Origin of the sequence: Aliivibrio sp. EL58, from assembly GCF_900312675.1 — a bacterium.
Lineage (GTDB): Bacteria > Pseudomonadota > Gammaproteobacteria > Enterobacterales > Vibrionaceae > Aliivibrio.
In genome coordinates this window covers 16,354-42,333 of the sequence record NZ_OMPC01000012.1, presented here as the reverse complement: position 1 = coordinate 42,333, position 25,980 = coordinate 16,354, and the positions used below count along the sequence as shown (strand labels likewise).

Here is a 25,980-nt window from a genome sequence, read left to right as displayed (position 1 = left end):
AAGAAACCAATATTATTTGCCGCACAGACAAAGATAACCCAACATACGAGAATGAGGGGCCATCTAAAAAATTTATGTCTGTGAAACGCAGATTTCATCAACCGGTTAACTACAAATAATAAGGAACGAGTGCAATTAGGACACACGCTCCTTTAAATAGTTTCCTAGTTTACCTATTTAAATTTAATGCGAGTGATCATGGTGATGATGATGCCCACAACCACAAGTCGGTGCAGCGATAACACTTTGTAGGGGGTGAAACTCCATTTTTTCTTGTAGAGCTTCTGGCGTTAACGAGTTTATTAACTGCATATTTTCCATATTCACCGCATCCACATTACCCAACTCACGCTGCGCCTTAACCACTTCAATAAACTGACGGCTTAATACTTCTGGCAGCGTAAACTCTCGAACAGCGACGAGTAAATTCGTTGCACTATCTACCGCTATCATAGAAACAGATAGAGCTTTCTCTTCTGTCAGTGTGAAATAATCTTCAGGAATAGCGGCTGAGTTTAATTGCATCTCAAATGCTAGATCACCAAAACTAACCACAACCAAGCAACCCCCATTATCAGAGGTAATGACACTAAGTTGCGCGTCAGTTTGACCTAAAACCGCTTGTTCATCAGCGGTGATATTACCAAGGCCAACATAAAGCATATTTGGTAAATCATTACGGAACAACTCAAGCATTGCACCATCACCTTCTTGAAACGGGTGATCTGTAAACGTTTGTCCAACTTGAAATTGCAGAGTGTTGTGTTCAGCCATAATAATTACCTTCTATGCATTAACTCGATTTGATGAGACTAAGTGTAAGCTTTATTTGAAAAATGACTATCCCAGTAAAAAGCAAATGACTATTACGTGAGTGTAATAATAACCTAAGATAAGCCAGCATAAAGAAGGATAAAAACTCACCATACAATGCAAGGATCAATAAATTTACTGAAATATTCTCACTTTTTAGAAAATAAATTCCCTTTTATCACATTAGTGAATACAGTACGCAAAAATAACTATACTCATAATTCCGTGCAGCTAGGAAATACCACCACTCAAGTGTTTTATCGCTTACTAGATTTAGATGAGAAGCAGCAAAAAAAAGCACTCGAAACGCTTAAAGAAAATCATCAAACACTCTATCAAGAGATAATCCCTTTACTGACTACTTCCACTTCAGAGCACTTTACTAAACTGCTCGGTTTTCACGCGCAACAAATCTGCCTTTTTGACCATGATTTAAGCGGCCAAACCGTAGATAAGTACCAACTAACCCATGAACTTGGTCGTGGTGGTATTGGGGTCGTGTATTCTGCTGTTCGTGCTAATGATACTTTCGAGCAAGAACTCGCTATCAAATTTATCCAACCAAGCTTTAATAATTTATTGGATAAACACGCTTTATTTAAAGAAGCTCAACTATTGGCTAATCTAAATCATCCGTATATAGCTAAAGTTTTTGATGGCGGAGAGCATCAAGATCTCGTTTACATCGTGATGGAAAAAGTAATTGGTACAACCCTTAATGAATTTACCGCTAATACTTCATTATCAAAAAATCAGAAACTGCATTTATTTAGTCAGATTTGCCAAGCATTAGAGCACTCTCATCAACATAATGTGCTTCATGCCGATTTGAAACCGGAAAATATTCTAATAGATAAGCAGGGGTTACCGAAGTTAATAGATTTCAATTTAACCCAAAAAACACATGATGAACCATGCTCTAATCAGCATACTTTACTTGCTTTTAGTGAACAATTTGCGAGCCCAGAACAAAAATTGGGGAGCAATCTAACACCACAAAGTGACATCTACTCATTAGGGCAACTATTACGCTTTTTATTTCCAAACCTTACTGATAAAAGTGATATAGCACAGATCCAACATAAAGCGGCACAAGTCCATTTATCTGAGCGTTATCAGTCGGTCGCTGAGTTGCGCCTAGATATTGAATGTCTACTGGGTTCTCGACCAATCGCCTTTAAACGACACTCACCTCTTTATGTAACTCAATGTTTATTAAAGCGAAAGCCGATCCAGTCATTTCTTTTTGCTTTATTAATCCTATCTGGAGCCACTTTTTCAACGCTCCTAGCGATTAAAAACCATCAATTAGAACAAGAAAAAATCGTTGCTGAAAAAATGATGTTTGAAGTAACCCAATTACTTTTTCACTCAAAGGGAACCTCCACGTCACAAGCATCAATTAGCTCAATGCTTGAGTTAACTCGACGTCGAATTTTGTCTAATCAAGAATTGCCTACACACATAAAACAGAAAATGTTGCTGGCCATGATGACGCCTATTCCAACGAAACAAAAAATAACAGCGGTTCCCCCTAAAGACTCAACACATCAAGAGAAAAAAGCAGCGCTATTATGAAAACAATACTCAAATCCTTACTGTCCTCTGGATTACTATTTAGTATTTCTACCCCTACTTTTGCTGAAATTAAGACCGGATACTTTATTGATTCACCAGTCACAGGGCTTTATTACCAAACTAGCTCACAACTTTCTGGCACAACAAATAAAGGCGCTTTTGAGTATCGCTCTGGTGATGTCGTACGCTTTTTCTTAGGAAACGATGATAGTGGTTATTTACTTAGTACATTATCAGGCCAAGAAGTGGTAACGCCGACTTTAGCAACGACAACACCAAGCAAAAGCATTAATCTCACGCGATTATTACTTTCCCTTGATAGCACCCCAAATAATCGCGAAGAGATCACCCTTGCCAGCAAAATGCTTTCTGATGTGAGCTTCCAACAACAGCTCAAAAAAATTGATCTCAATATATTAGATCATTCAGCAGCGGCGCTTAATATGGAATTGGTCTCTGTCAAAGAAGCAGTACAACATCTAAACCAGAGCCAGAAATACATTGAGCAAAACTTTACATCAGACAATATTATTTACCGCCCACTCAATAAGCGATTTGAACATACCACGATTAAGAAAAAAGATTGGCAAGGAAGAGTGTGTGTTTATGACATTAAGTATCAGCATCACCCAAAATTCCGCCCTTCTTTTGGAAATATTGAATATGAAGTTAGTCTTTCTCATCTTACTCAATATCCAAGCTCGGGCGATTATTTTAATGGATGCCGATTAAACCCCTCTAACTCTGTAGAAAAAATCAAAGAACCTATTTCTGAGTTTGACGGTTTTGGTGGTCTTATTGGTTGCTCAACAACCGGATGTACTCGCAATGATCTTAATGGTTTTTCTTTAGATAATTACAATGACGCTGGAGATTGGAAGTACAGAACCATTGCGATGAACTTTGATCCTGAAACTGAATTATTCATGGAAAAAGCACAAGGGCTTGGACCTAATGAACACATTAAACATCAAAATCGCAGTGAAAAAATCACCTTTACCTATCCAAAAGAAAAAGAGAAACACATCCCTTTTGAAGGTATTTGGCGTCAAACGCAATATCAAGATAATACGATACACACTACCTGCTTATTAATTAAAGACGGTTCTGTATTTAAAGGCCCTAACGAAACACGCTCTTGCTCTTTGAAAAGAGATGATTATCAATTAGATGTAAGCAAAGAATATGCGGATATGTGGTGGATAAAAAATAAAACCAAAAGCGCTCGTTTGGTCCAAATGAATTTATTAATACGTTGGTACCTCAACGGTAACCAAGCTCAGCACACCAGTTGGGAGTATTTGCCTGCAGGTAAAAATTGGCATCAGGGTATTCTTTATCGCTACCGCCAAACGCTTCAAGTACAACCTGATGGAACTGAAGAGCTCCATACTTTTTCGATCTCTGAATTTAGTAAAATTTAACGGAATATCTTTTATGACAGCGACAACGCAATTAACTCAAATAATTCAAGACTGGCAATCTGGGGATAAAAAAGCAGAAAGCCAACTCTATCAATTTGCTTACTTACAACTGCGTCATATAGCCCAAGAAGAACGAAAACGTAACGCCGAAAAGTATGGTGATGATAACGATGTATTGTCTGATAGCGTTAATAGCACCACGGCGTTAATTCACGATGCATATCTTAAGCTATCAAATTCAGAGCTAGATAATATAAAAACTAAACGTGATTTCTTCTTAATGGCAACTAAGGTAATGCGTCAAATTTTGATCGATAATGCTCGCTCATTACAAGCAAGAAAGCGTCAAGCATTGACTGCAATACAGAATGACAGTGATAGGTTTGAACAGCTGCTTATAATGGATAAAGCATTAGACAGTTTTAGTATTCGCTATCCTCGTCAATCAAATGCCCTAAAATTAAAATATCTGATGGGTATGAAAAACAACGAAATCTGTCAGCTTTTAGAGTGCAGCTCAAGCTTAATCGAAAAGGATTTAAAATTCTCTCGCAGTTGGCTTCAAACACGTATGATGTAATAACACATGAAAAAATACACATTACCATTAGTGCCAGTCGCCGTAATATTGATGGCTGGCATCGGACTATACTCAGTACACTCATCGCCATCAGATAAAACACTGACGATAAAAAATCTATCACAGCCAAAAGCTAAAAATAGCCCGGAGCATGACGCTTTTCTTACTCGTTTTCACCGTACTGAGGCATCTATAGAAAAAAAAGCTCAATCAGAACAACGTGAGAAAGAAACAATAAAAGAAGAAGACGCTACAACAATAAATAAGACTTCAATGATTCAAAACCTCCCTCAAGACACATTGAATACAGAGAGTGATGAATATACCAATCAAGACAGTTCAAAATTAAAAGCAGAAGAAAAATCAGGCCACCTTGGTAATCAAAAACCTAAAGTAAACAAAGAAATACATCAAAAACTTCAAACTATGCTATATGCTTTGGATTTAACCCAATCAACGCCGATTAATTTATCATTCAATATCAGTGGTCTATTTTATGATGAAGAAGATGACTTTATTACCACTCGAATATACTTTTCATATCCAGGTTTATCTTTAATAAACAAAAATGGCCTCACCTTGGTTGGTTCGCCAATTAAAAATGAGAAAGAGACGAACTTTATTATTTCAGCCAAAGATGATCATCACGGAGAGGGAGAAGAAGCCTGGACACACATTGAATTCACGCTTCCTTCAATAGAGGATGCAGCAGCAACCAACGAAAACGCACTTGTTGGAGAGATTATTTATCGTTTAGAAACAACAAACTCGTTTCTTGGACAAGATTACGATTATGAAGTTGTTTATTGTGAAGCGTTTAAATTTATTAATGATACCGCTTTCTATGCCTCATCGACGAATAAACAAACCTGCCCTACCGAAAAACAATTGACTCAAATAGGAAATTATCAAGCTGATAAACAACAGCTTATTTTAACCAGTACTCATTCTTCTTTTGATGCCGATCAGCATTGGCAAATTAAACTTGCTTATGAATCCAGTGAAGAAAAAGGAGAGAGCCTCCTCACTACTGTGCATAATGGAAAGCAATTTGAAACCTATACAATTTTAAAAAATAAGCAGGCCATGGAATCCCGTTTAAATGTAGTGACTGGTGAATATCCTTATCAAATGGAAAAATTTGAATATTTCTTTCCTACCGATAAAAGTGGTAACTACATTAAAGGGACGACTGGAATGTACATGATGGATTCTAGGTTAATAGACCCAAGCTGGGCTGTCTTAGATTCTGATCTGAATATTAATTCTGATACTCATGATATGAGATGTAGCTTTGTTTTGCCTTTCTATCAAAGTTCAATATTAGGTGGACAAGGGGCATACGCTAGCATCACAACAAGCTCAACGGCACCAAATAATATTGACCCTATAGAATGCGAAGAGAGAATTAACGCAAATAACCAAAAGCGCTTTGCTTATTTAGATTTAGATTACTCCTATTATGATGAGCTGGTTGATGGTGGAATCTATAGTTATGTTCTCAAGCCAAAACCAGAGTTTGCCCATCTCATTGAAGAGTTTAAAGTTAACTTAATTTATCACGCCCCAACATTCGATTAAAAACAGTAAACCATTTAATATCAAAAATTTAAATATAGAAGGGAAAATAAAGAAGCCCCTTCTATTATTTGGCCTATAGTAGGCTAAAAACTCCAAAGGGCTTGTAAGCCGGTACTGAATGTATGAGTATCGGCTTCTGGTAGTGTCGCATATCCACTGTTCATCTCACGCTCAGTACACACTCCATCAACCATGGTCACACAGGTCTCAAATTGCACTGCTTGTTTATCTGTCTCAAAACGTTTTTCGTAGCTAAGCATAGCATACCAACCAAGGTGCAGCCCTTTCATTATCTCGTAACTAACCGTCCCCTCAATGGATGCTCTCATGCCAAAATCATTAAAGGTATTATCTTCGAACTTGGTGTTTTTAGTCACACTGTAAATTGGCATTCCAAGTACCGCACGACCACTCACTTTCCATTTATCATCACTAAATAGAGAGCCATTATCATAAGCGACACCAAGATCAACAAAGATATCTGTCGATGTTTCTTCCCATGTTCCATAGAAGGCTTTGTTAATAAAACCATTATGGTTTCTCATGCCATAGCGAGTGTAGGTTTGATAAGTAAGAGCTGGACCACCAATCACTCGCCATTCATCAGTAAGCTTGTAGTGTAATTGAATATTCGTCGCCGTTTTTAAGTATTCAAATTGGTTTGTTTGGGTTAGTTGCCCACGATAATCCCACTCTTCAACCGCACTTTGTGGAGAGAATGACGCTAACGCATCTATCGAGAAATCAAACTTATCGTTGATGTAATACAGACCCCCACTGTTTAACACAGGATTGGTGATCGTCACTTTCGATTGCGTCCCACCATAATATTCTTGATAAGTAACGTTCTCTAATCCGAATGTAAAGTAAGAATAACCGTAATTTTTCTCACCTTCATGCGCCACTGCCAAGCACGGAAGCAAGCCTAACCAAACTAATCGTTTCATTTTTAATCCATCACTTATTTTTGCGGCGAAATATGAGTGATTTATTCCAAAAAACCAAGATAGTTATTGAAAATAAATAAAAATAAATTTTACGGTTTTTTCCTTATTTTCCGTGTCTTGTTTAGCTCCAAAAGGAGGAGTACAAGTAGCCTGTTTTTTTGAATTTATAAATAACATGCTGGGTTCGGCTACCCGACATTACAAAGGATTAAGATAAAAATGAAAAAGGTAAGTTTACTAGCAGCGTCAGTGGCATTAGCGTTAGTGGGTTGTGGCGGCTCAGATGGTGGTTCAGATACCAATACAGGTACACCTTCAGCTGGTGGTATCGTTATTACGGGTTTTGATGGTTATTTTAAGAATGCGGTAGTTTTTCTTGATAGTAACATTGGAACTAAAGGCCAACTTGACCAAAGCGACACAGTTCTTGGCTTAACGAATACAAAAGGCCAAATAACGTTACCTAAAGGTACTGACTTATCAACAGGAACTATTGCGCTACAAACATTAAAACCTGGGGATATGACTAAGGAATTTGCTGATCAGCAACTTGCTCAACGTTTAGCTGATGCTGAAAGTAAATTTGCATCAGAATACTCTGATACCTATACCACAGATATGGATTTACCGGGGCAACCAATGGAACATTCGGTTGTATTTCGCTCTCAACAAGTTGGCGATAATATCGTAATTTCACCAATTACTGACCTTGTTGCATTGCAAGCTCCTGTAGTATTAAGAACAGATGCAACAGCTGAACAAAATGTATGTAATTCTCTATTTGGTGAAGGCACAGTAACAGGCGAAAAATGTACAACTAAACTGTACTCTGACTTCACTAAATCAGATCCAGTTTTACATAAAACAGCACAAATTCTGACAGAAACAAAAGCGACTTCTGCACCTAGTGATTACACAACTAAAATCGATTCGATTGCCAAAGTCGCGATGGATACCGCTGTAACATTAAATACTGATGAAAATAAAGATAAATTAACCGACCCAACATACAAGCCAGTAATTGATACATCTGTAGCTGTCGATAGTATCGCACCACCACCAACCACAACTTACAAAACACTGGTTAATCAAGCTAAATACAATGAGATCCAAAACTCATTAGATAAACTAAATTTAGAACAAGCTCTCTCTCCAAAAGAAGCAGCATCATTACTAACAATTTCTATCGCAGATCTATTTAGCGATAAAGATATTAATGGTACTGAGATTCTTGCTGTGACAGATACAACTAATACCCCTAAAGGTATGGCATTTGAAATTATTAACAACGAGTTAGTTATTTCTGGTGTTCCAACAGACGCTGGTAAATTTGCTCTTATTTTACAACCAGAAGCGGGACAAGAAAAGGTTGACTCAACAGTTACTGCCCGCTTCTCTTTTGATGTTAAAGCAGAAGCTGACGCTGTAAAACCTTCTATCGATACCGACTATTTAGCTGAAACAAAAGATACGCTTGCAAATCTAGACCTAATCGTTGGCCAGTCTTTCACTATGCCTGAAGGTACGGTTCTTTCCGCTAATGGTTTGTTTAACGAAACCGTTAAGACAATCGAACTATCATCAAATGCAAACGCGATTGGCTTAACTATCAAATTAGATGAATATCAGAAAGATATTATTATCTCAGGTCGCCCAACAAGCACAGCAAAAGCAGGTGAATATTTTATTCAACTAAGAGCAACTGCGGATAACGGCTTAAGTAGTGAAGTGGTAAAGCTTGAACTTCCAGCAATTGTTGAAGGCATGATTTCAGTTAATCAAAATGAAGTGAAATTACTGCAAGACCAAATTAATAGCCTTGATTTAACCGTCGGTGATTTAATTGACCATGAGGCTCTAGACTTAGATATTACACCTCTGTTCAATTCAAATGTAACTGGAGACATTGAGTATTACGCGGGCTTAGAATTTGATAAAAAATCAAGAAACAATCACGAGTATTACACAACGATTCCTGGTGTTCGAGTTTATACTGATGAAGTAAACGGCCTTGGTACTTTAACTATTTTAGGTACACCAAAAGAAGCAACAAAAGGCGGTTATTTCTACGTAGCAGCAGGCATCAATCCTGATGCTGAAAATGAAATCGTTTCTAAAATGGTAAAAATCACTCTGCCTGATGTTAAGCCAGCGGATGAAGTGATTCCACCACCTCAACCTGGCAATAATGTCAGCATGGAAAACACTTTCCTTTATGAATCTGCAGTTGAAGGTATCGATAATGAAGATGGTCAATACTTAGGTTCTGGTGTTTCATGTGAAGTTCGTTACTTTATGAGCGATGGGGCAAATACAGGCACTGGCGAAATGTTCTCATCAATTCGCACAGTAGAAACTTTTGATGAATGCCCAACGATAAGTAAAGATACGCAACCTAATATCGATGAAAGATTTGAATCTTTTGGCAAATATACCGTTGATAGCAACCATGTAATAAACCTGCAAATGGAAGAAGAATACCGCGATGAGAATGGTGATATTATTCTTGATGATAATGAAAAGCCTTTAATGGAAAAAGGTAATATCTATCTATCTGCAAAAATGTTTGATAATAAATTTATTACAACACTTCAGGAAACTATGACCCCTCCGGTAGGGCACGGTGAATCATACTCATGGTTATATTCATATGCTGCGTCGACAACTCCAGACTCAGCAAATGCAATTATGGCTGAGTGGCATAAACTGGAAGATGGCAGTATTAATCAACTTGAAAATACAATCTATTTCACAGATGAATCCGGTAATATTCAACAATTAAGAGTTGATGCAACGATGAACAGTGTTGATCAAAATTGCTCAGGTGATATGTGTGAAAGTGGTTCTACTGATGCCGATATTTTCATCAAAAACATGTCATGTGATTTAGTAAAAAAAGTTTACTCATTTGATGGTTATTCAATCTCTGAATACCCAATCTCTTGGGGATATTGGGATTCCGTGACAAATAATTACACCCCTAATATTAATTTTTACCCACAAGGTGATTCATGTGGTGTTGACTTTACGAGTGACTCAGAAATATCGTTAGGCATTCACACTCTACACGGTGAAGTGAAAGAAGCTTACGAAGGTAAATATCAAGATATTATGTTTAGCTTCAAAAAAGACTAACCATAATTAGTAAATAAAAACCCCGCGTCGCGGGGTTTCTTTTATCTACGACCTGAAATTCTCACTTCCAACTCCAACAAAAAATCCAACCAAAATCACAAAAATCATCACTATCAATTTAACTTCCACTTTCCATTACTGCGATTTCCAGTTCATAACCCCATAATAAATAAGTGAATAAATTTAAAACTTTGAACTCATCCCACCAACTCCTTCCTATTTCCACTTCAAAGTGGAAAAACTCTCCCTGTTCACTTTTTCTTTCCACTTATATTATTCAACCATCAAGTTAAACATTAAAACTTATTATGTAGAGGGAACAACAAACGTGGATAGTCCTACTCTAGAAATTAATGAAGAGTTATTCACTGAAGAAGTAAATTCAACGTTCAATAAAGTAATTTCTATTTTAAGAGCTGAGAAAATATTTCCAGACAGTGTTCAAAAACAAATGCTTTATTCTCATTTAAAAGCAATGGTAATTAGATCTCATACTCATGAACCATTACCAGAAGTTGAAATTGACATGTTTGATGAAATATCAAAATCATCACACAAATTAGCAGAAGATGTTGTTAATTTATTTCCAACATTAGCGTACGAAGAATCTTATTTATTATCTGTTCACTTTGAAGTGGCAAAAGAAAACGAATTAACAGAAGAATTTGGAGCATAGCATGACAAATATAACAGTAGTGATTGGCGACCGTTTAGGTAAAGGGCAAAAAGTAGGTTTAGGTGTTGAAGCGGCGGGTGGCATTGTCACTGTGATCCCAGGAATGGCCGCAGACATGAAACTTGGTGACATCATGAACCAAGAGCAAGCAGACTTCGGTATCTCTTTCTGTGGCAGCGGCGGCGCTGGTGCAATCACAGCTCAAAACAAATACGGTTACAAAGCAAAATATGGTATGCGTTCTGTTGAAGAAGGCGTGACCGCTATCAATGAAGGCTACAACGTTTTAGGTTTTGGCTTCATGGATAAAGAAGAACTTGGCCAAAAATTGGTTGAAGCATTCGTTAAAAAATACAGAAGCTAATATGAAAGAATCTATTACAACAACTGTAACGGTTAGTGGTGATGGAAATACAAAACAATCAGCTTTCAGTGCCGCATTAAATAATATTCAAAAAACAATTCTTAAAGATAATGAACAAGTTATTTTACGTATAGAACCTGTTGATGTGAAATTAATTACTGCGGACAAAAAAGAAAGAATAGAAAAGTTTATGTTTTTCTTTTTACCACGAAATAAAGCCACGTATTCAGTAACGTTAGATGTCACTGTTAATGTCACCATTATTAATATTGACCAACTGGATTTTAAATCAATATAAACACCTATTCGCTTTAAATAGTAAAACTTATTTAAGTATATAAATGGAAGGTATATATAGATGTTCTTAATTATATTAATGAAGTCTCTAATAATAGGGGCTTTAGTGGGCGTAGGCGTCGGTGTGGGTGCCGCTCGTATGTTCCACGCTCCAACGGTTCAAGGTATGGGGGCATTCCGTACTCTTGGCGAACTTAACTCTTGTGAAGGCGATCCTGCATCTCACTTTTCTTTTGGCCTTGGCTTCTTCTTTAACGCATGGGCGTCTTCTGTTGCAGCGGGTGCCTTCACTCAAGATGTTGACCATCGAATCATCCCTCACTGGGGTGCTGCGGCTCTAATGTTTAAAAATAAAAATGTTGCAGAGACAATGCATGACCCGAAAAAAATGGGTATTGCGTGTGGCATCATCGGCATGATTGTCGTGGCATTTTTAAACTCAACAGCATCTGCTGTTCCTGAAAGTCTACAAATTACCGCAGTGAAAGTACTGGTTCCAGCAGCCAACCTACTCGTAAACATTGCGATGCCAGTTATCTTCTGGTTAGCCGCTATCGAAGCAGGTCGTCGCTCTGGTTTTTGGGCAACTATTTTTGGTGGTTTGGCTCAAATGATCATGGGTAACGCTGTACCTGGCCTTGTTCTTGGCATCTTAATCGGTAAAGGCGTTGAAGATGGTGGATGGAATAAAGTAACCAAAATTATGCTGGCAGCGGTTATCACTCTGTTTGTTATGAGTGCCTTCTTCCGTGGGTTCGACATTGAGCTTATCGAGTCTTTCAGGCTCACCGTTCCTACTTGGTTAGAGAATGTTCATACCACCCTTAGCGGCAATCAGTAAGTCTGGAGTTGAAAATGGATGACAAATTAAAGAATAACTTTTGGTACGCAGATTGGTCTTTTCCTTTCTTCGTAGGTCTGCTGTCTTCAGGCGTGTTTGCTGGTACACACATGTACTATTTATACGGCATTGGCGCATTTAATGAAGTGGCATTCGTATCGATGTTACGCGCTGGAATGGACAGTGGTGTATATGGTGCAGTAGCAGCCTTTGGTGCAAGCTTCCTGTTTGCTCGAATCATTGAAGGTTCACTGGTTGGTATTTTAGATATAGGCGGTGCGGTTCAAACGGGTGTTGGTTTAGGTGTTCCTGCCCTGCTACTTGGTGCTGGTATTGTTTACCCATTAGAAAACTTCGTCGCTTCATTGATTGTCGGTTTCTTATTAGGCTTAGCAATTGGCTACATCATTATCTTGGCTCGTAAATATACCATTGGTCAAAGTAACTCAACTTATGGCGCTGACGTCATGATGGGTGCTGGTAATTCATCAGGTCGATTCTTAGGTCCACTGATTGTTTTGTCTGCAATTGCCGCGTCAATTCCAATTGGTATCGGTTCATTAATTGGTGCGCTTGCATTCTATCAATGGCAAAAACCAATTACTGGCGGCGCAATTATCGGTGCAATGGTATTTGGTTCTCTATTCCCAGTCGCTATTGGCTAACTCTCTCCACATTAATGCTCTTTCAATAAGAGGGAGCATTACGTAATACAGGTAAGAATTATGTATGACTTACTGATAAAAAACGGAAAACTGGCAAATGGTGACATTGTTGATGTCGCTATTCTAAATGGGAAAATCGCTGAACTTGGCTCTAATATCAACGAAGTAGCGACAAAAGCAATAGATTTACAGGGTTTACACTACCTTAGTGCTGGTTGGATTGATTTACACACTCATTGCTATCCGTCATCTCCAATCTACAACGACGAACCAGATTTAATTGGTGTTAATCATGGCGTGACTACCGTGGTTGATGCTGGCAGTGTTGGTGCTGATGACGTAGATGACTTTTATCGTTTAGCTCAAAAAAGTACCACGAATGTATACAGTATTTTAAATATCTCTCGTATTGGCTTATTACGACAGGATGAACTGGCTGATATGAGCGACATTAACTTAGATGCTGCAAAAACTGCCATTACTAAGCATTCTGATTTTGTCGTTGGCATTAAAGCAAGGATGAGTGGCAGCGTTGTAAAAAATAATGGATTAGCACCATTGATTAGAGCCAAAGAAATGCAGGCTCAAAATAACAACTTACCTTTAATGGTACATGTTGGAAATAATCCACCAAATTTAGATGATATTGCCGAGCTACTAACAAAAGGCGACATCATTACACACTGTTATAACGGTAAACCAAACCGAATCTTAACTCCTAATGGTGAGTTAAAAGAATCGATGAAAAAAGCCATTAAGCGCGGCGTTATTTTGGATGTAGGCCATGGCGGTGCAAGCTTCAGTTTTGATGTGGCCGAACAAGCGATTAAAAAAGGGATTTATCCTGACACCATTAGCTCTGATATTTATTGTAAAAACCGAATTTCAGGCCCTGTACGTAGCTTATCTCATATTATGTCGAAGTTTTTAACTATTGGCTTACCAATGGAACAAGTGATCGAATGTGTCACCACCAACGCTGCTAATGCGTTAAAAATAACAACAAAAGGGAGATTAGAAGTAGGCAAAGACGCTGATATCACTATTTTTAATATTCTCAATGAACCTTGTATCTTTGAAGACTCAGAGCAAGGTTCACGCAAAGGCTCTGAATCCTTTTTACCGCTAGCCTGTATTGTTTCAGGCAAACTAATTACTACACAACATGGGGAACAACATAATGTCTTCAATGCATGAAAAATACGGTCTTACTGAAGTAATTAATGCATCAGGTCGAATGACCGCATTAGGAGTTTCAACGCCAAACGAAGACGTTGTAAATGCGGTGAAAGAAGGCCTTGGCCAATATTTTGATATGAAAGATCTGGTAATAAAAACCGGTGAATATATCGCAAAACTTTTAAATGTTGATGCAGCCGTTGTTGTTTCTTGTGCCTCAGCGGGCATCGCTCAATCTGTTGCCGCTGTGATTGTGCAAGACAGCCAATATCGATTAGAAAACTTACATGCTCACGCTCATGATGTTCCTTCTGAGATTGTTCTTCCAAAAGGCCACAACGTTAACTTTGGCGCTCCAGTCGGCACCATGGTGACATTAGGTGGCGGAACAATTAAAGAAGCAGGTTACGCTAACGAATGTTCAGCTGAGCAGCTCGAAGCAGCAATTACAAAAAATACCGCAGCTATTTTATATATAAAGTCTCACCATTGTGTTCAAAAAAGTATTTTAACCGTTGAACAAGCCGTTGTTGTCGCACAAAAGCATAACTTGCCATTAATTGTTGATGCTGCCGCTGAAGAGGATTTACACGGCTATTTTGCAATGGGGGCTGATTTAGTCATTTACAGTGGTGCTAAAGCAATTGAAGGCCCGACAAGTGGCTTAGTTGTTGGTAAAACGCAATATGTAGATTGGGTACGAAAACAATCTCAAGGTATTGGTCGAGCAATGAAAGTCGGTAAAGAAGGCATTCTAGGCTTAACCCATGCCATTACTGATTACCAGACAATTGAAAAAGAAACAGGCCAAGAGATGGTCGCTAAGATGGAAAAATTCATCTTTGATATTAATACCATTAACGGCGTTAAATCTCGTGTGGTATGGGATAGTGCGGGTCGTGATATTGCAAGAGCTGAAATAGCATTTGATCACGACATTCTGGGCACAACCACCACCGAACTTGTAAAGCGCTTAAACAATGGTAATCCAGCGATCTACTGTCGCGGTTACAAAGCCAACGAAGGCATTATCGAAATTGACGTTCGCAGTGTTAACGCTACTCAGCTTAATACTATTTTCGTAAAAATTAACGCATTATTTTAAGAGAGACACTCCATGACTTTAAAAGCTAACTTCTACAAAAATCGTGTATGCCTAAACGTATTAGCAGGCTCTGTTGATAATGCAGGCGAAATTTATGACGCCGCAGAAGGCCATGTTTTGGTTGGTGTTTTATCTAAAAACTACCCAGATGTGGATACTGCCGTTAGTGACATGAAAAAATACAGCGAAGTAACCAACAATGCCGTTTCTGTTGGCTTAGGTGCTGGTGATCCAAACCAATCAATGATGGTGTCTCTTATTTCTCAGCACGTACAACCACAACACATCAACCAAGTATTTACGGGTGTAGCCACAAGCAGAGCACTAGCTGGACAAGATAAAAGTATCGTTAATGGCTTAATCTCACCAACTGGTACTGTTGGTATGGTGAAAATCTCAACGGGTCCACTAAGCTCTCGCGCTGAAGATGCAATTGTTCCTGTTGAAACAGCCATTGCAATGCTAAAAGACATGGGCGGAAGTTCAGTAAAATACTTCCCAATGGGTGGATTAGAAACCCGTGAAGAGTTTGCTTATGTCGCCAAAGCTTGTGCAGAACAAGACTTTTGGTTAGAACCAACTGGCGGTATTGACCTTGAAAACTACGAAGAAATCATGCAAATCGCATTGGATGCAGGCGTGAGCAAAATCATCCCTCACATCTATAGCTCAATCATTGATAAAGCGACAGGAAATACCCGTCCAGCAGACGTAACAACTCTGCTTGAGATGACAAAAAAATTGCTTAACTAAGTTTGCTCCTCCAAAGCCGGAACCCTGCCCCCAGGTTTCTGGCTTTTTTATTTTCTTAAAAAGAACTTATTTCGAACAAAAAAAATAACTCAAGATAACAATCACACATTCAATAAATATTGATATCTAGTTACTTAAAACTGGTTGATATTATTGTTAATAAAAATCAACTCACTTTATCGGTTTTCTTATGATTCAATTGCCTTATCCGCGCCTTAATACCATCTTTGAAGCTCTTAGATACGAAGCTCTTCCTCAACAGGAGCTTGCACAGCGTTGTGATATTTCAACTCGAACCATTCGCACTGATATCTCTGCATTAAACGATATTTTAGCGTCTTATGGCGCTCAAATTCAGCATCAACGCGGAAAAGGCTATCACTTCGATATTTACGATGAAACACGATTCTCTGATATTGAAAAACAAACAAAAAAGATGAAAACCTCACCGCGAAACGCAAAAGATCGCGTGGTGTATTTAATTATGCGTCTTCTTTCTCAAGAGGAGGAATGCAAATTAGATGATTTAGCAAACCAGTGGTTTGTTAGCCGAACCTCTTTGCAGGCTGACATGGCTGAGATTAGAGAGATATTAGAGCAGTATAATTTAGAGATTGTCAGCAAAGCTCACCATGGATTGAAACTGTTTGGCGAAGAACAAGCCATTCGTGCATGCATTGCTCATGTCTTATTTCAATTTAAACCCAGTGATCGTACGTTTGTAGATGTATGCGAACACTTTTTCCCTGAAATAAACCTTCCTTCTTTACGAGAAGATTTATTGCATTTAATTAATCAAAATCACATAAGATTAACCGATGAGGGATTACATCATTTATTAGTGTATTGCGGTATCACCTTACATCGACTTAAATTAAATGCCATTATTCATCATGTTCATCAACCACAACTCAGCAGTGAAGCACAGAGTGCCGCATTAGATCTGAGTAAAATGATTGAAACCTTACTTGGAACTCGTCTACCTCAATCAGAGATAGATTATCTAAGTATTCAAATTGCAGCTCGTCGAGTTACAGGGGTCACTGTGATCGACACAGAAAAGCATACAGAACAGTTAGAATTAACGAATTTTTTATTGGATTACGTTAACAAGCATTATAATTACGATTTACGTAACGACGGATTACTTAAGCGTGATTTATTGTGTCATATCACGACAATGATATTACGAGTAAAATACCAAATCACCATTCCAAATCCATTAGTCGATCATATCAAACGTTATTACCCACTCGCTTATGATATGACCGTTGCTGCCATTTCTCATTGGGGAAAACATTTAATTCCTGATGGCGAGGTTGGTTATCTAGTCATGCATATTGGGGTTGGATTAGAGCGAAATTTTGCCTTAGAAGAACAGCAACCACCTAGAGCTTTATTGGTGTGTGATTCTGGTACCTCGATTATGCGCCTACTTGAATCTCAATTACTTAGATCTTTACCGCAATTAGATATCCAAAAAATAGGCTCAGTCAGAGAATATGAAGCGTTAACAAAAGTAGATGCTGACTTTGTTATCTCTACAGAAAAAGTATCACAAAAAAATAAACCAACGATCGCAGTATCACCAATACCAACCAGTTTTCAGGTAGAGCAAGTAAATAAATTAATCCTGATGAATCGGTCTCATCCTTACATGCTGGATAAATTTTTTGATCATCGTTATTTTTCAGTACTCGAAAAACCAACCACACAAGCAGAGTTATTAAAAACCTTCTCTAGTCACTTAACTCAAGACAATATCACCCCGACTGAGTTTTATAATTCAGTGATCGAGCGTGAAAATATTACATCGACTATTTTAGGGGAAGGTATCGCTATTCCTCACTCTCTAGGGTTATTAGCCAATGAGACCAAGGTATACACCATTATTTCACCTCATGGTGTTGATTGGGGCAATGGAAAAATAGCGCATGTAATTTTCCTTTTTGCTATCAATAAAGACGACTATGAAGAAGCAATGAGTCTCTATGATTTATTTGTGACTTTTATGAATGGTAAAGCTGTAGATACGATTTTAGGCTGTTCATCTTATGAAGAGTTTCAATATGTGGCAAAAGAGTGCTGGTTTAATCGAAAAAAAGATTGGTAATTAAGTACATTGATATAATAAAAAATCCCAGACAGTCTGGGATTTTTTATCGATAACAGAAATAGATGATTAACCGCGTGGCTTAAACTCCAGCACCGGAGCTTTCTCACCGTCATTTACATCTTTTGGATTATTAATAACCAAAAAATCCAGCGCTCGTCCGGTTGGGCTTAATAACGCTAACTCTTCTTTATGTTCATCTTCTAAACAAATATTCAGTGTTATGTTTGATAGCGCTTTAACACCAAACTCATCTTCTAATGTCTCTAATGCTTCTTGTAAATTTTCCGCCAGAGACTTACTGTCCCAGCGACCTTTAAATTGGATTTCCAACGACTTTATCCTCTGCTTTTTTCGTACACATCACATTGAGCATGGATGCATTTTTTAATTGTCTTGTTGCACCATCTTTAAAGAGGCCTAAATCATCAGCGCCCCAATAAGGTAATAATATCGGCCATTTATCTTCTTTCATGGTGTTGGAATCAATCAATATTTGCCATTGTTCTTTTGATACTAAATTCATATCTATACGCTGACAAATCTCTTGGCTACCTTTTGAGCTTGCTCGTAACCAAGGTAAGGAATCTTCCATATAAAAACCATAATCATCACTCTGAACAAATGGCACTGCAAATTGTTCGCCATTAATAATGACTTGTTTGCGAATAGTAACAGGATCAGGTGTTGGCTCAACGGCTATTTTAGGTAATTCACTTTTTTCAGCTTTAGACTCCACCTTAGGCAGCGAAGCAAGAGCGACTTCTCTTAATGCTGACTGTCTAAACAGTGAATCCTTTTGTAATGCTTTTAATTGCTTTTTAGCGACCGAAAAATTGTTATATGGGCCGATTAAACAACGCTTACCTTTACTTTCTTCTTTCATGTTTATGGGTGCGTCAACTTTCGATTGAATTCGGCTCACCTTATCAGCACCAAGTGGTTTACTAAATACACCACACTGGATCCAAAACTCACTCTCACCTTGTGCTAATTTTGCGGTTTGATTACCCCAAAGCGCTTCTCCAATAGGGCAAGAATCAGGTAAATAGCCCGATGTTGAACAAACAGAAGTGAGCGCACTATTATTACTCTCAAGATACTGAGTTAACTCATCAGCCGCCTTGGCTTGTGATATTGTCGCCAATAACATTAACGGCATTAATAACGTATTTGTTTTTTTAACGATTGCCATCATGGAGGTACCTTAAAAGAAATGTATCTATTAATGTTAGCAAAAAGTCAGTTGAAAATCTGAGATTCTACTGTGTATTTTTGTCTATAAATCACGCTTATTTTCAAAATATAAACACAATTCAGATAGATATCGTCATGATGATAAACTACACTGAATCCTTACTTTCTACATTACTATCGAGCCCTACATGGAAGTTGAACTGCTAGAGATCCAACACTTTTTATCCCAATACCCTCCTTTTAATTTGCTACCTGAAGAGGCGATTAAAGAAGCGGCACAAAGTGTCGAAATTTCTTATTATCGAGCAGAAAGTATGGTGATTGGTTTTGGTGATGAGATCAAAGATTTATACATGGTTCGCAGTGGTATTATCGAAGTCTACCGTCGAAACGGTGAGCTCTATAATCGATTAGATGAAGGCAGTATCTTTGGCCAAATGGGGCTATTGATGAATAATAAAGTACGTTTTCCAGCGAAGGCTTTAAACGATTCTTTATTATATTGTATTCCTGAATCGGTATTTGATGATTTCTGTGAGCGCTATGATGAATTCTCAGACTTTGTTGAAGTAGAAGATGCAACTCGCCTAAAACAAGCAGTAGAAAGTAACCATGATGATGCGAATGATTTAACCACCTCGAAAGTAAAAACCTTACTGACTCGTGAAGCGGTCATGATCACCAAATATGAAACCATTCAATCAGCCGCAAAAACGATGGCTGAAGAGAATGTCTCTGCGGTGTTAATTACCGATCCTGAAATCGATACCGACGAAGAAGATAATGACTTTGTGGGTATTATTACCGACCGAGATTTATGCACTAAGGTACTGGCGTGTGGTTTGGATTCTGAAACCCCTGTATCTGAAGTCATGTCGACAGAGCTTATTTCACTAGACCATAACGCTTACGTATTTGAAGCAATGCTGATGATGCTTCGCTACAACGTCCACCACCTTCCTGTGTTACGAAATAAACAGCCTATTGGTGTCCTTGAGGTGTCCGACATTGTTCGCTATGAGTCTCAAAACAGTCTGTTGTTTGTAAGTAGCATCTTCCAACAACAAACCATTGAAGACTTGGTTATTCTATCGACTCAGCTTAAAGATTGCTTTATCCGAATGGTGAATGAGGATGCAAACTCACACATGGTTGGTAGTGCAATGTCTGAGATTGGGCGAAGCTTTAAACAGCGACTATTAGAATTAGCAGAAGAAGAGCTCGGTTCACCACCAGTGCCTTATTGTTTCTTAGCACTTGGCTCTATGGCTCGTGATGAACAATTAATTGTTACCGACCAAGATAACGCGATTATTTTAGACAATGACTACAACGAAAAAGAACATGGTGAGTATTTCAAAGCGTTATCTGCTTTTGTTTGTGATGGCTTAGCTGCCTGTGGTTACACCTATTGTACTGGCGATATCATGGCAACCAACCCTGAATGGCGCAAAACTCAGTCAGAATGGGAAGAGTGCTTTGCTGATTGGATCGATAATCCAGACCCTCAAGCCTTGTTAAACAGCTCTATTTTCTTTGATTTAAATGGCGTTTATGGTCGTACAAAATGGGCAGAGCAACTTAATGGTTTTATTGTCCGTCGAGCGAAAAAGAATACTCGTTTCTTAGCCTGTTTAGCGAGAAATGGATTACGCCGAACACCGCCTCTAGGGTTCTTTAAAGACTTCGTGATGGAAAAAGATGGTCGTCATAATAACTCGATCAATCTAAAACGTCGTGGTACTGCTCCACTAGCAGATTTGATCCGTGTTCATGCTCTGGCTATTGGTTCTCAAGCTCAAAACTCATTTGAACGTTTAGATGACATCATTGAGGCGGGTATTTTACCTAAATCAAAAGGGGGCGATTTACACCATGCGATGGAATTAATCTCATTGGTACGTCTGCGTCACCAAGCACTAGATGTAGAAGCGGGGATTGAACCTGATAATAATATCGAACCTGAAAACATGTCGGATTTTGAACGTCGAAATCTAAAAGATGCATTCCAGGTACTGAGTAATGCTCAAAACTTTTTAAAATATCGCTACAGCGCGAATAAATTCTAGGAGCTAATGATGTTTCCCCATTCTCCTCAAGAAATTTTAAATTGGGCCTCTTTTTTTAAGCATAAATTTAAGATCAGTAAAGATAAAAGACTTAAGAACTTCTATCAGTCTGGTACGTATGAAGAAGAAACCCCGCTCAGTGACATTGATTTTGTTGCCTTAGATTTTGAAACAACAGGATTAGATGCAAATCAAAACAGTATTATTAGTATTGGGTTGGTTCCATTCACATTGCAGCGTATTCGCTGTCGTGAGTCTCAACATTGGTTTGTAAAAGCACAAGACAGTTTAGAAGAAAACTCAGTAGTTATTCATGGTATCACCCATACCGATCTACAAGGGGCTCCTGATTTACGTCGTATCTTAGAAAAGGTATTAGACTCTTTAGCAGGTAAGGTAGTTGTGGTTCATTATCGTAGAATCGAGCGTGACTTCTTTGATATAAACCTACGAAATTTGATTGGTGAGGGTATTGTCTTTCCAGTTATAGATACAATGCAAATAGAGGGTGACTACCAACAAGAGCAATCAAAGGGCCTAATTAATTGGCTTAAAGGAAAGCGCCCAGAGTCAATACGCTTAGCAACAACTCGTTTACGCTATGGATTACCGGCTTATCCTCCTCACCATGCATTAACAGATGCGATTGCGACGGCGGAGCTATTTCAGGCTCAAGTCCATCACCACTTTTCACCAGATGACCCAATCAAGAAGCTGTGGTTATAAACACAAAAAAGCCGATGAAGATAATGACTCTTCATCGGCTTTTTATTTAGCTTCTATTTAGTGTGAAGAACTATTATGTTTCTCTGTTCTCATGCCCATCAGTAAGCTGACACACATTACTAATAAAATAATGGTGAATGGTAGAGCCGTTGAAATAGCACCAGCTTGCAATGCTTGAATTGCTTGAGTACCACCAACCCATAGCAGAGCTACCGCAATAGCACCTTCCATGAAGGCCCAAAATACACGCTGTGGAATTGGTGCATCCACTTTACCACCCGCAGTAATACTATCGATAACGAGCGAACCTGAATCTGATGAGGTAATAAAGAACACCAGAACCAGAACAACCGCAATCATCGAAAGAATATTACCCATAGGCAAGGCATCAAACATTTGGAACATTGCTAAAGATACATCAGTTAAGCCCTCAGAGCCCAATGTACCAATATTATTCACAACTTGATCAATCGCAACGCCACCAAAGATAGACATCCACAACACAGTAAATATCGTTGGTACAATCAATACAGCAGTCAAGAATTCACGAACAGTACGACCACGCGATACACGTGCGATAAACATACCTACAAATGGAGACCATGAAATCCACCATGCCCAGTAGAACACAGTCCAACCGTGCATCCACGCTTCATCTTCACGGCCATGAGGATTACTCAATGGAATAATATTCTCAACATAACCCATGATGGTTGTTGGAATCGTCCCCATAGAAACGGCAAACGTCACCAAAGCAACAAAAGCGACCAATACAATCGCAATGATCATATTAATGTTACTAATCACTTTAACGCCGCCATCAATACCGCGCATTACCGAAATAACAGCTAATAAAGTAACAACAAAAATAATCGCAACTTGAAGTCCTAGACCACCATCAATACCAAATACATGTTGAAAACCACTTGCTGCTTGTTGAGCACCTAAACCTAATGAAGTAGCAAGGCCAAACAAGGTCGCTAACACCGCTAAGATATCAACAATGTGTCCTGGAATACCCCACGTTTTATCACCAAGAATTGGGTAGAAGATTGAACGCATTGAAAGTGGTAAACCTTTGTTGTAAGCAAAGAATGCTAACGACAAAGCAACAACACCATAAATAGCCCAAGGATGAAGCCCCCAGTGGAACATGGTTGCACCTAATGCAAGCTTCGCCGCTTCTGGTGTATTTGCTTCAACACCTAATGGCGTTTCAAACCAACCAGTAAAGTAAGCAACCGGCTCTGCAACTCCCCAGAACATAAGACCAATACCCATGCCCGCAGCAAATAGCATAGAGAGCCAAGATATCATCGAATAATCAGGTTTTGCTTTATCTCCGCCAAGACGGATTTTACCAAATGGCGATACAATCAACGCCAAACAGAAAATAACAAAGATGTTTGCAGACCACATGAATAAACCATCAAACGCATTAATGATTTTCCACTTAAAACCATCTAAAACGGTTTTTGCTGCTTCAGGGTCAGTTACTGCAACAGCAACTAAGAAGAGAGCGATCAGACCTGCGCTGATGCCGAAAACGGGATTGTGTACATCGAATCCCCATTTTTGAACGTTATCCTGTCCAACAGTATAATCCGTGTTATCTATACTGTACTTGTCCTTATTCCTACTCATTATTCCTCACTTCGAACCGAAGTTCTCTGTTTTGGTTTAATTCAAATACTCACTTTAAAATATTTAAACACACTCTATGATCCTAACAACTGAGTAAATTATTACCAGTAAAAGCAGCAAATTAGTCAGAAAAACAACAAAATAAGCCTAAGATTCTTCTCTGTAATACATAAACAGTGTTTTACAAGTATAAAAAAAGCGATGAGAGAATCACCGCTTTTCTATCTATTTCTGCTTATTAACCCTTATAAATTTTCGGGTTAAATACATCTCTTAACCAATCTCCAAGTAGGTTAATTACCAAGACTAGAGTAACCAAAACTAAGCCTGGGAATGCCGTGATCCACCACGAACCAGAGAAGATATAGTTAAATCCAATACTGATTAACGAACCTAAAGAGGGTTGGTCTACCGGTAGACCTAAACCTAAGAAAGAGAGTGCCGCTTCTGACATGATAGCGTTGGCAATCTGTACTGTTGAAATAACCAAAATTGGAGATAAACAGTTAGGTAAAATATGACGGAACATGATGCGTGGAGAACGAAATCCCATCACCTTTGCCGCTTCTACATATTCTTTTTTCTTCTCTGCCAGTACTGACGCACGGATCGTACGCGCATATTGTGGCCATTCGGCAACACCAATGATCACAACCAACATAATCACCGCATATTGACTGAAGAACTCAGTGCCAAAGCTTGCTTTAAAGATCGCAGAAACAATGATCGCAACCATCATGGTCGAGAATGATAACTGCACATCTGCAAATCGCATTAAGAAGCTATCAATTTTCCCACCAAAGTAACCAGCCGATAAGCCAATAACAATGCCGAGAGTCAGCTGTACTGCAACGGCTAGGAAACCAATCGTTAAAGATAAACGAGAACCATATAAGATCGTTGATAAAACATCTCGACCTTGGTCATCGGTACCCAGAAGAAAACGTTCATCCCCTTCTTCCATCCAAGATGGAGGCAACTCTGAATCCATAATGTCTATCGAACTCAGATCATACGGATTACTTGGTGCAAGTACGGGAGATAAAAGTGCGCCTAAAAGAAACACCATAAAAACAGCAAAACTGAACATTGCCACTTTATCGCGTAAAAAATAATACAAAAAATCTGATGATTTAAATCGTTCCCAACGTGTTGGAACGTGGTTAGTCGTTACATCCATGATTACGCTCCTTTTCCTGTGATATCTACGGTTGGGTTAATTAGTCCATATAACAAATCAACAATGGTATTCGTTACCACAAAAATTAAACCTACAAAGATAACGTAAGCAGTAATCAGTGGCGTATCTACACGGTTAATTGCCTCTAAGAATAAGAAGCCAGTTCCCGGCCACTGGAATACAGTTTCTGTCAAAATGGTATAAGCGACCATGGTACCAATCTGAACACCCCCCACAGTTAATACCGGTAGCATGGTATTTTTAAGTGCATGTTGGTAATAAATTTTATTTGTTGCGATGCCTTTCGCTTTTGAAAACTTAATGTATTCAGAGCTCAGCACTTCTAACATTTCAGAACGAACCAAACGAATAAACAGAGGTAACATGATTGAAGCTAATGAAATACAAGGCAATACTAAATGAGCCAGTCCATCAAGAGTAAAGAACCCTGACTCCCAGCCTAATAGATTATAGGTTTCCCCTCGTCCATAAGACGGTAACCAATTTAATTCAATGGAGAAAACATACATCAGCATTATGGCGGTTAAGAAGACGGGTACCGAAATACCAATACTACTGAATGCCATGATAGCTTTCGTGAAGAAACTTTTTGGATGAATAGCCGAATAAACACCCAGAGGTATAGAAAGAAATACAATAATGATTGCGGCCCCTAATACTAGTTCTAGGGTTGCAACAAGCTTATCAAGAATGACTTCTACCGCTGGTTTTTTGAAGAAATAAGACGTGCCCAAGTCACCTTGAACCGCATTAGTAATAAAACGTGTGTACTTTGTAATGAATGGGTCGTTTAACCCTAAATCATCTCTCAGAGCTTGACGCTCTGCTTCTGAAACTGATTGTCCAACCAATTCACGTAACGGGTCACCCAAATTATCTTGGATGGAAAACGCAACCAGACTGATCACAAACATCACTATCAGTGCCTGAAACAGGCGCTTGACCAGAAACGTAAACATTCCTTGTCCCCTCTTAATCCTAAAAATGATATAGAAAATATATCCATATCTAACAAATTGTTGGTATTACTTTTTATCGATGAATCTCTTATGACGAACAAAGGTTGCCCTGAATATCAAGACAACCTTTTTA

23 protein-coding genes are annotated in these 25,980 nt (G+C 38.6%); 16 read left to right on the top strand and 7 right to left on the bottom strand.

The window, feature by feature from the left end; genetic code table 11:
- Positions 1 to 183: 183 nt before the first annotated feature.
- Complete coding sequence (locus tag ED622_RS18215) at positions 184 to 774, bottom strand: hypothetical protein (protein ID WP_122036474.1); 591 nt, start codon at positions 772 to 774, stop codon at positions 184 to 186.
- A gap of 264 nt (positions 775 to 1,038) precedes the next feature.
- Here ED622_RS18215 and ED622_RS18210 point away from each other — a divergent pair, with 264 nt between their 5' ends.
- Genes ED622_RS18210 through ED622_RS18195 form a run of 4 tightly spaced genes read left to right on the top strand, consistent with a single transcriptional unit; the run spans position 1,039 to position 5,976 of the window.
- Positions 1,039 to 2,391 (top strand): serine/threonine-protein kinase, encoded by a 1,353-nt coding sequence (locus ED622_RS18210; protein WP_122036747.1) that lies wholly within the window; start codon positions 1,039 to 1,041, stop codon positions 2,389 to 2,391.
- Positions 2,388 to 3,815, top strand: a complete 1,428-nt coding sequence (locus ED622_RS18205) for a chromosome partitioning protein ParA (protein ID WP_122036473.1) — start codon at positions 2,388 to 2,390, stop codon at positions 3,813 to 3,815. The genes ED622_RS18210 and ED622_RS18205 overlap by 4 nt, the downstream gene beginning before the upstream one ends.
- Before the next feature lie 13 nt (positions 3,816 to 3,828).
- The gene (locus tag ED622_RS18200; RefSeq protein ID WP_122036472.1) at positions 3,829 to 4,395 is read left to right on the top strand and encodes an ECF-type sigma factor; all 567 of its coding nucleotides are present in this window, start codon (positions 3,829 to 3,831) and stop codon (positions 4,393 to 4,395) included.
- Positions 4,396 to 4,401: 6 nt separating this feature from the next.
- Positions 4,402 to 5,976 carry a hypothetical protein gene (locus ED622_RS18195; protein ID WP_122036471.1) on the top strand — a complete coding sequence of 525 codons (1,575 nt, stop codon included), beginning with the start codon at positions 4,402 to 4,404 and terminating at the stop codon, positions 5,974 to 5,976.
- 83 nt (positions 5,977 to 6,059) lie between these two features.
- Here ED622_RS18195 and ED622_RS18190 read toward each other — a convergent pair whose 3' ends face one another.
- Positions 6,060 to 6,923: a hypothetical protein gene (locus ED622_RS18190; protein WP_122036470.1), complete on the bottom strand. Its 864-nt coding sequence runs from the start codon at positions 6,921 to 6,923 to the stop codon at positions 6,060 to 6,062.
- A gap of 219 nt (positions 6,924 to 7,142) precedes the next feature.
- Here ED622_RS18190 and ED622_RS18185 point away from each other — a divergent pair, with 219 nt between their 5' ends.
- The 10 genes from ED622_RS18185 (at position 7,143) to ED622_RS18140 (ending at position 18,051) form a co-directional block, all read left to right on the top strand.
- Positions 7,143 to 10,058, top strand: coding sequence for a hypothetical protein (locus ED622_RS18185; protein WP_122036469.1), 2,916 nt, complete (start codon positions 7,143 to 7,145; stop codon positions 10,056 to 10,058).
- A 328-nt stretch (positions 10,059 to 10,386) separates the two neighbouring features.
- Entirely contained in the window at positions 10,387 to 10,734 is a 348-nt protein-coding gene (locus ED622_RS18180) for a transcriptional regulator (RefSeq protein ID WP_122036468.1), read from the top strand.
- Between the two features lies 1 nt (position 10,735).
- Positions 10,736 to 11,098: a glycine-rich SFCGS family protein gene (locus ED622_RS18175; protein WP_061005510.1), complete on the top strand. Its 363-nt coding sequence runs from the start codon at positions 10,736 to 10,738 to the stop codon at positions 11,096 to 11,098.
- Between the two features lies 1 nt (position 11,099).
- The gene (locus ED622_RS18170) at positions 11,100 to 11,396 is read left to right on the top strand and encodes a DUF4312 family protein (RefSeq protein ID WP_061005512.1); all 297 of its coding nucleotides are present in this window, start codon (positions 11,100 to 11,102) and stop codon (positions 11,394 to 11,396) included.
- 60 nt (positions 11,397 to 11,456) lie between these two features.
- Positions 11,457 to 12,236, top strand: coding sequence for a DUF4311 domain-containing protein (locus ED622_RS18165; protein WP_060994042.1), 780 nt, complete (start codon positions 11,457 to 11,459; stop codon positions 12,234 to 12,236).
- A 14-nt stretch (positions 12,237 to 12,250) separates the two neighbouring features.
- Entirely contained in the window at positions 12,251 to 12,901 is a 651-nt protein-coding gene (locus ED622_RS18160) for a DUF4310 family protein (protein WP_060994043.1), read from the top strand.
- A 60-nt stretch (positions 12,902 to 12,961) separates the two neighbouring features.
- On the top strand, positions 12,962 to 14,098 hold the full coding sequence (locus ED622_RS18155; RefSeq protein WP_122036467.1) for an amidohydrolase/deacetylase family metallohydrolase: 1,137 nt from the start codon (positions 12,962 to 12,964) through the stop codon (positions 14,096 to 14,098).
- A complete protein-coding gene (locus ED622_RS18150; RefSeq protein ID WP_122036466.1) occupies positions 14,082 to 15,185 on the top strand; it encodes a DgaE family pyridoxal phosphate-dependent ammonia lyase in 1,104 nt (367 codons plus the stop codon). Before ED622_RS18155 ends, ED622_RS18150 begins: the two co-directional genes overlap by 17 nt.
- 12 nt (positions 15,186 to 15,197) lie before the next feature.
- On the top strand, positions 15,198 to 15,938 hold the full coding sequence (locus tag ED622_RS18145) for a KDGP aldolase family protein (protein ID WP_122036465.1): 741 nt from the start codon (positions 15,198 to 15,200) through the stop codon (positions 15,936 to 15,938).
- A gap of 190 nt (positions 15,939 to 16,128) precedes the next feature.
- A complete protein-coding gene (locus ED622_RS18140) occupies positions 16,129 to 18,051 on the top strand; it encodes a transcription antiterminator (protein ID WP_122036464.1) in 1,923 nt (640 codons plus the stop codon).
- A 69-nt stretch (positions 18,052 to 18,120) separates the two neighbouring features.
- On the opposite strand, the gene ED622_RS18135 is transcribed toward ED622_RS18140, so the two are convergent.
- Both ED622_RS18135 and ED622_RS18130 read right to left on the bottom strand, forming a co-directional pair.
- Positions 18,121 to 18,384, bottom strand: coding sequence for a hypothetical protein (locus ED622_RS18135; protein WP_151655712.1), 264 nt, complete (start codon positions 18,382 to 18,384; stop codon positions 18,121 to 18,123).
- Positions 18,368 to 19,249, bottom strand: a complete 882-nt coding sequence (locus tag ED622_RS18130; RefSeq protein ID WP_122036462.1) for an SPOR domain-containing protein — start codon at positions 19,247 to 19,249, stop codon at positions 18,368 to 18,370. Before ED622_RS18130 ends, ED622_RS18135 begins: the two co-directional genes overlap by 17 nt.
- Before the next feature lie 187 nt (positions 19,250 to 19,436).
- Here ED622_RS18130 and ED622_RS18125 point away from each other — a divergent pair, with 187 nt between their 5' ends.
- Positions 19,437 to 21,317, top strand: a complete 1,881-nt coding sequence (locus ED622_RS18125) for a DUF294 nucleotidyltransferase-like domain-containing protein (protein ID WP_122036461.1) — start codon at positions 19,437 to 19,439, stop codon at positions 21,315 to 21,317.
- Between the two features lie 9 nt (positions 21,318 to 21,326).
- On the top strand, positions 21,327 to 22,043 hold the full coding sequence (locus ED622_RS18120; protein WP_122036460.1) for a 3'-5' exonuclease: 717 nt from the start codon (positions 21,327 to 21,329) through the stop codon (positions 22,041 to 22,043).
- Positions 22,044 to 22,100: 57 nt separating this feature from the next.
- Here the strand turns inward: ED622_RS18120 and ED622_RS18115 are convergent, their stop codons facing one another.
- From ED622_RS18115 to ED622_RS18105, 3 genes are all read right to left on the bottom strand, one after another.
- Positions 22,101 to 23,687 (bottom strand): BCCT family transporter, encoded by a 1,587-nt coding sequence (locus ED622_RS18115; RefSeq protein WP_122036459.1) that lies wholly within the window; start codon positions 23,685 to 23,687, stop codon positions 22,101 to 22,103.
- 238 nt (positions 23,688 to 23,925) lie between these two features.
- Complete coding sequence (locus tag ED622_RS18110; protein ID WP_122036458.1) at positions 23,926 to 24,867, bottom strand: ABC transporter permease; 942 nt, start codon at positions 24,865 to 24,867, stop codon at positions 23,926 to 23,928.
- Positions 24,868 to 24,869: 2 nt separating this feature from the next.
- Complete coding sequence (locus ED622_RS18105; protein ID WP_045103187.1) at positions 24,870 to 25,847, bottom strand: ABC transporter permease; 978 nt, start codon at positions 25,845 to 25,847, stop codon at positions 24,870 to 24,872.
- Between the last annotated feature and the right edge of the window lie 133 nt (positions 25,848 to 25,980).

Bases quoted from the DNA above. Each gene is read 5' to 3' on its own strand.
- ED622_RS18185 (WP_122036469.1), top strand. From the start codon at position 7,143: ATGAAAAAGGTAAGTTTACTAGCAGCGTCAGTGGCATTAGCGTTAGTG.
- ED622_RS18170 (WP_061005512.1), top strand. From the start codon at position 11,100: ATGAAAGAATCTATTACAACAACTGTAACGGTTAGTGGTGATGGAAAT.
- ED622_RS18130 (WP_122036462.1), bottom strand. From the start codon at position 19,249: ATGATGGCAATCGTTAAAAAAACAAATACGTTATTAATGCCGTTAATG.
- ED622_RS18125 (WP_122036461.1), top strand. From the start codon at position 19,437: ATGGAAGTTGAACTGCTAGAGATCCAACACTTTTTATCCCAATACCCT.
- ED622_RS18190 (WP_122036470.1), bottom strand. From the start codon at position 6,923: ATGAAACGATTAGTTTGGTTAGGCTTGCTTCCGTGCTTGGCAGTGGCG.
- ED622_RS18115 (WP_122036459.1), bottom strand. From the start codon at position 23,687: ATGAGTAGGAATAAGGACAAGTACAGTATAGATAACACGGATTATACT.
- ED622_RS18110 (WP_122036458.1), bottom strand. From the start codon at position 24,867: ATGGATGTAACGACTAACCACGTTCCAACACGTTGGGAACGATTTAAA.
- ED622_RS18145 (WP_122036465.1), top strand. From the start codon at position 15,198: ATGACTTTAAAAGCTAACTTCTACAAAAATCGTGTATGCCTAAACGTA.
- ED622_RS18120 (WP_122036460.1), top strand. From the start codon at position 21,327: ATGTTTCCCCATTCTCCTCAAGAAATTTTAAATTGGGCCTCTTTTTTT.
- ED622_RS18165 (WP_060994042.1), top strand. From the start codon at position 11,457: ATGTTCTTAATTATATTAATGAAGTCTCTAATAATAGGGGCTTTAGTG.
- ED622_RS18175 (WP_061005510.1), top strand. From the start codon at position 10,736: ATGACAAATATAACAGTAGTGATTGGCGACCGTTTAGGTAAAGGGCAA.
- ED622_RS18140 (WP_122036464.1), top strand. From the start codon at position 16,129: ATGATTCAATTGCCTTATCCGCGCCTTAATACCATCTTTGAAGCTCTT.
- ED622_RS18155 (WP_122036467.1), top strand. From the start codon at position 12,962: ATGTATGACTTACTGATAAAAAACGGAAAACTGGCAAATGGTGACATT.
- ED622_RS18215 (WP_122036474.1), bottom strand. From the start codon at position 774: ATGGCTGAACACAACACTCTGCAATTTCAAGTTGGACAAACGTTTACA.
- ED622_RS18195 (WP_122036471.1), top strand. From the start codon at position 4,402: ATGAAAAAATACACATTACCATTAGTGCCAGTCGCCGTAATATTGATG.
- ED622_RS18160 (WP_060994043.1), top strand. From the start codon at position 12,251: ATGGATGACAAATTAAAGAATAACTTTTGGTACGCAGATTGGTCTTTT.
- ED622_RS18205 (WP_122036473.1), top strand. From the start codon at position 2,388: ATGAAAACAATACTCAAATCCTTACTGTCCTCTGGATTACTATTTAGT.
- ED622_RS18150 (WP_122036466.1), top strand. From the start codon at position 14,082: ATGTCTTCAATGCATGAAAAATACGGTCTTACTGAAGTAATTAATGCA.
- ED622_RS18200 (WP_122036472.1), top strand. From the start codon at position 3,829: ATGACAGCGACAACGCAATTAACTCAAATAATTCAAGACTGGCAATCT.
- ED622_RS18105 (WP_045103187.1), bottom strand. From the start codon at position 25,847: ATGTTTACGTTTCTGGTCAAGCGCCTGTTTCAGGCACTGATAGTGATG.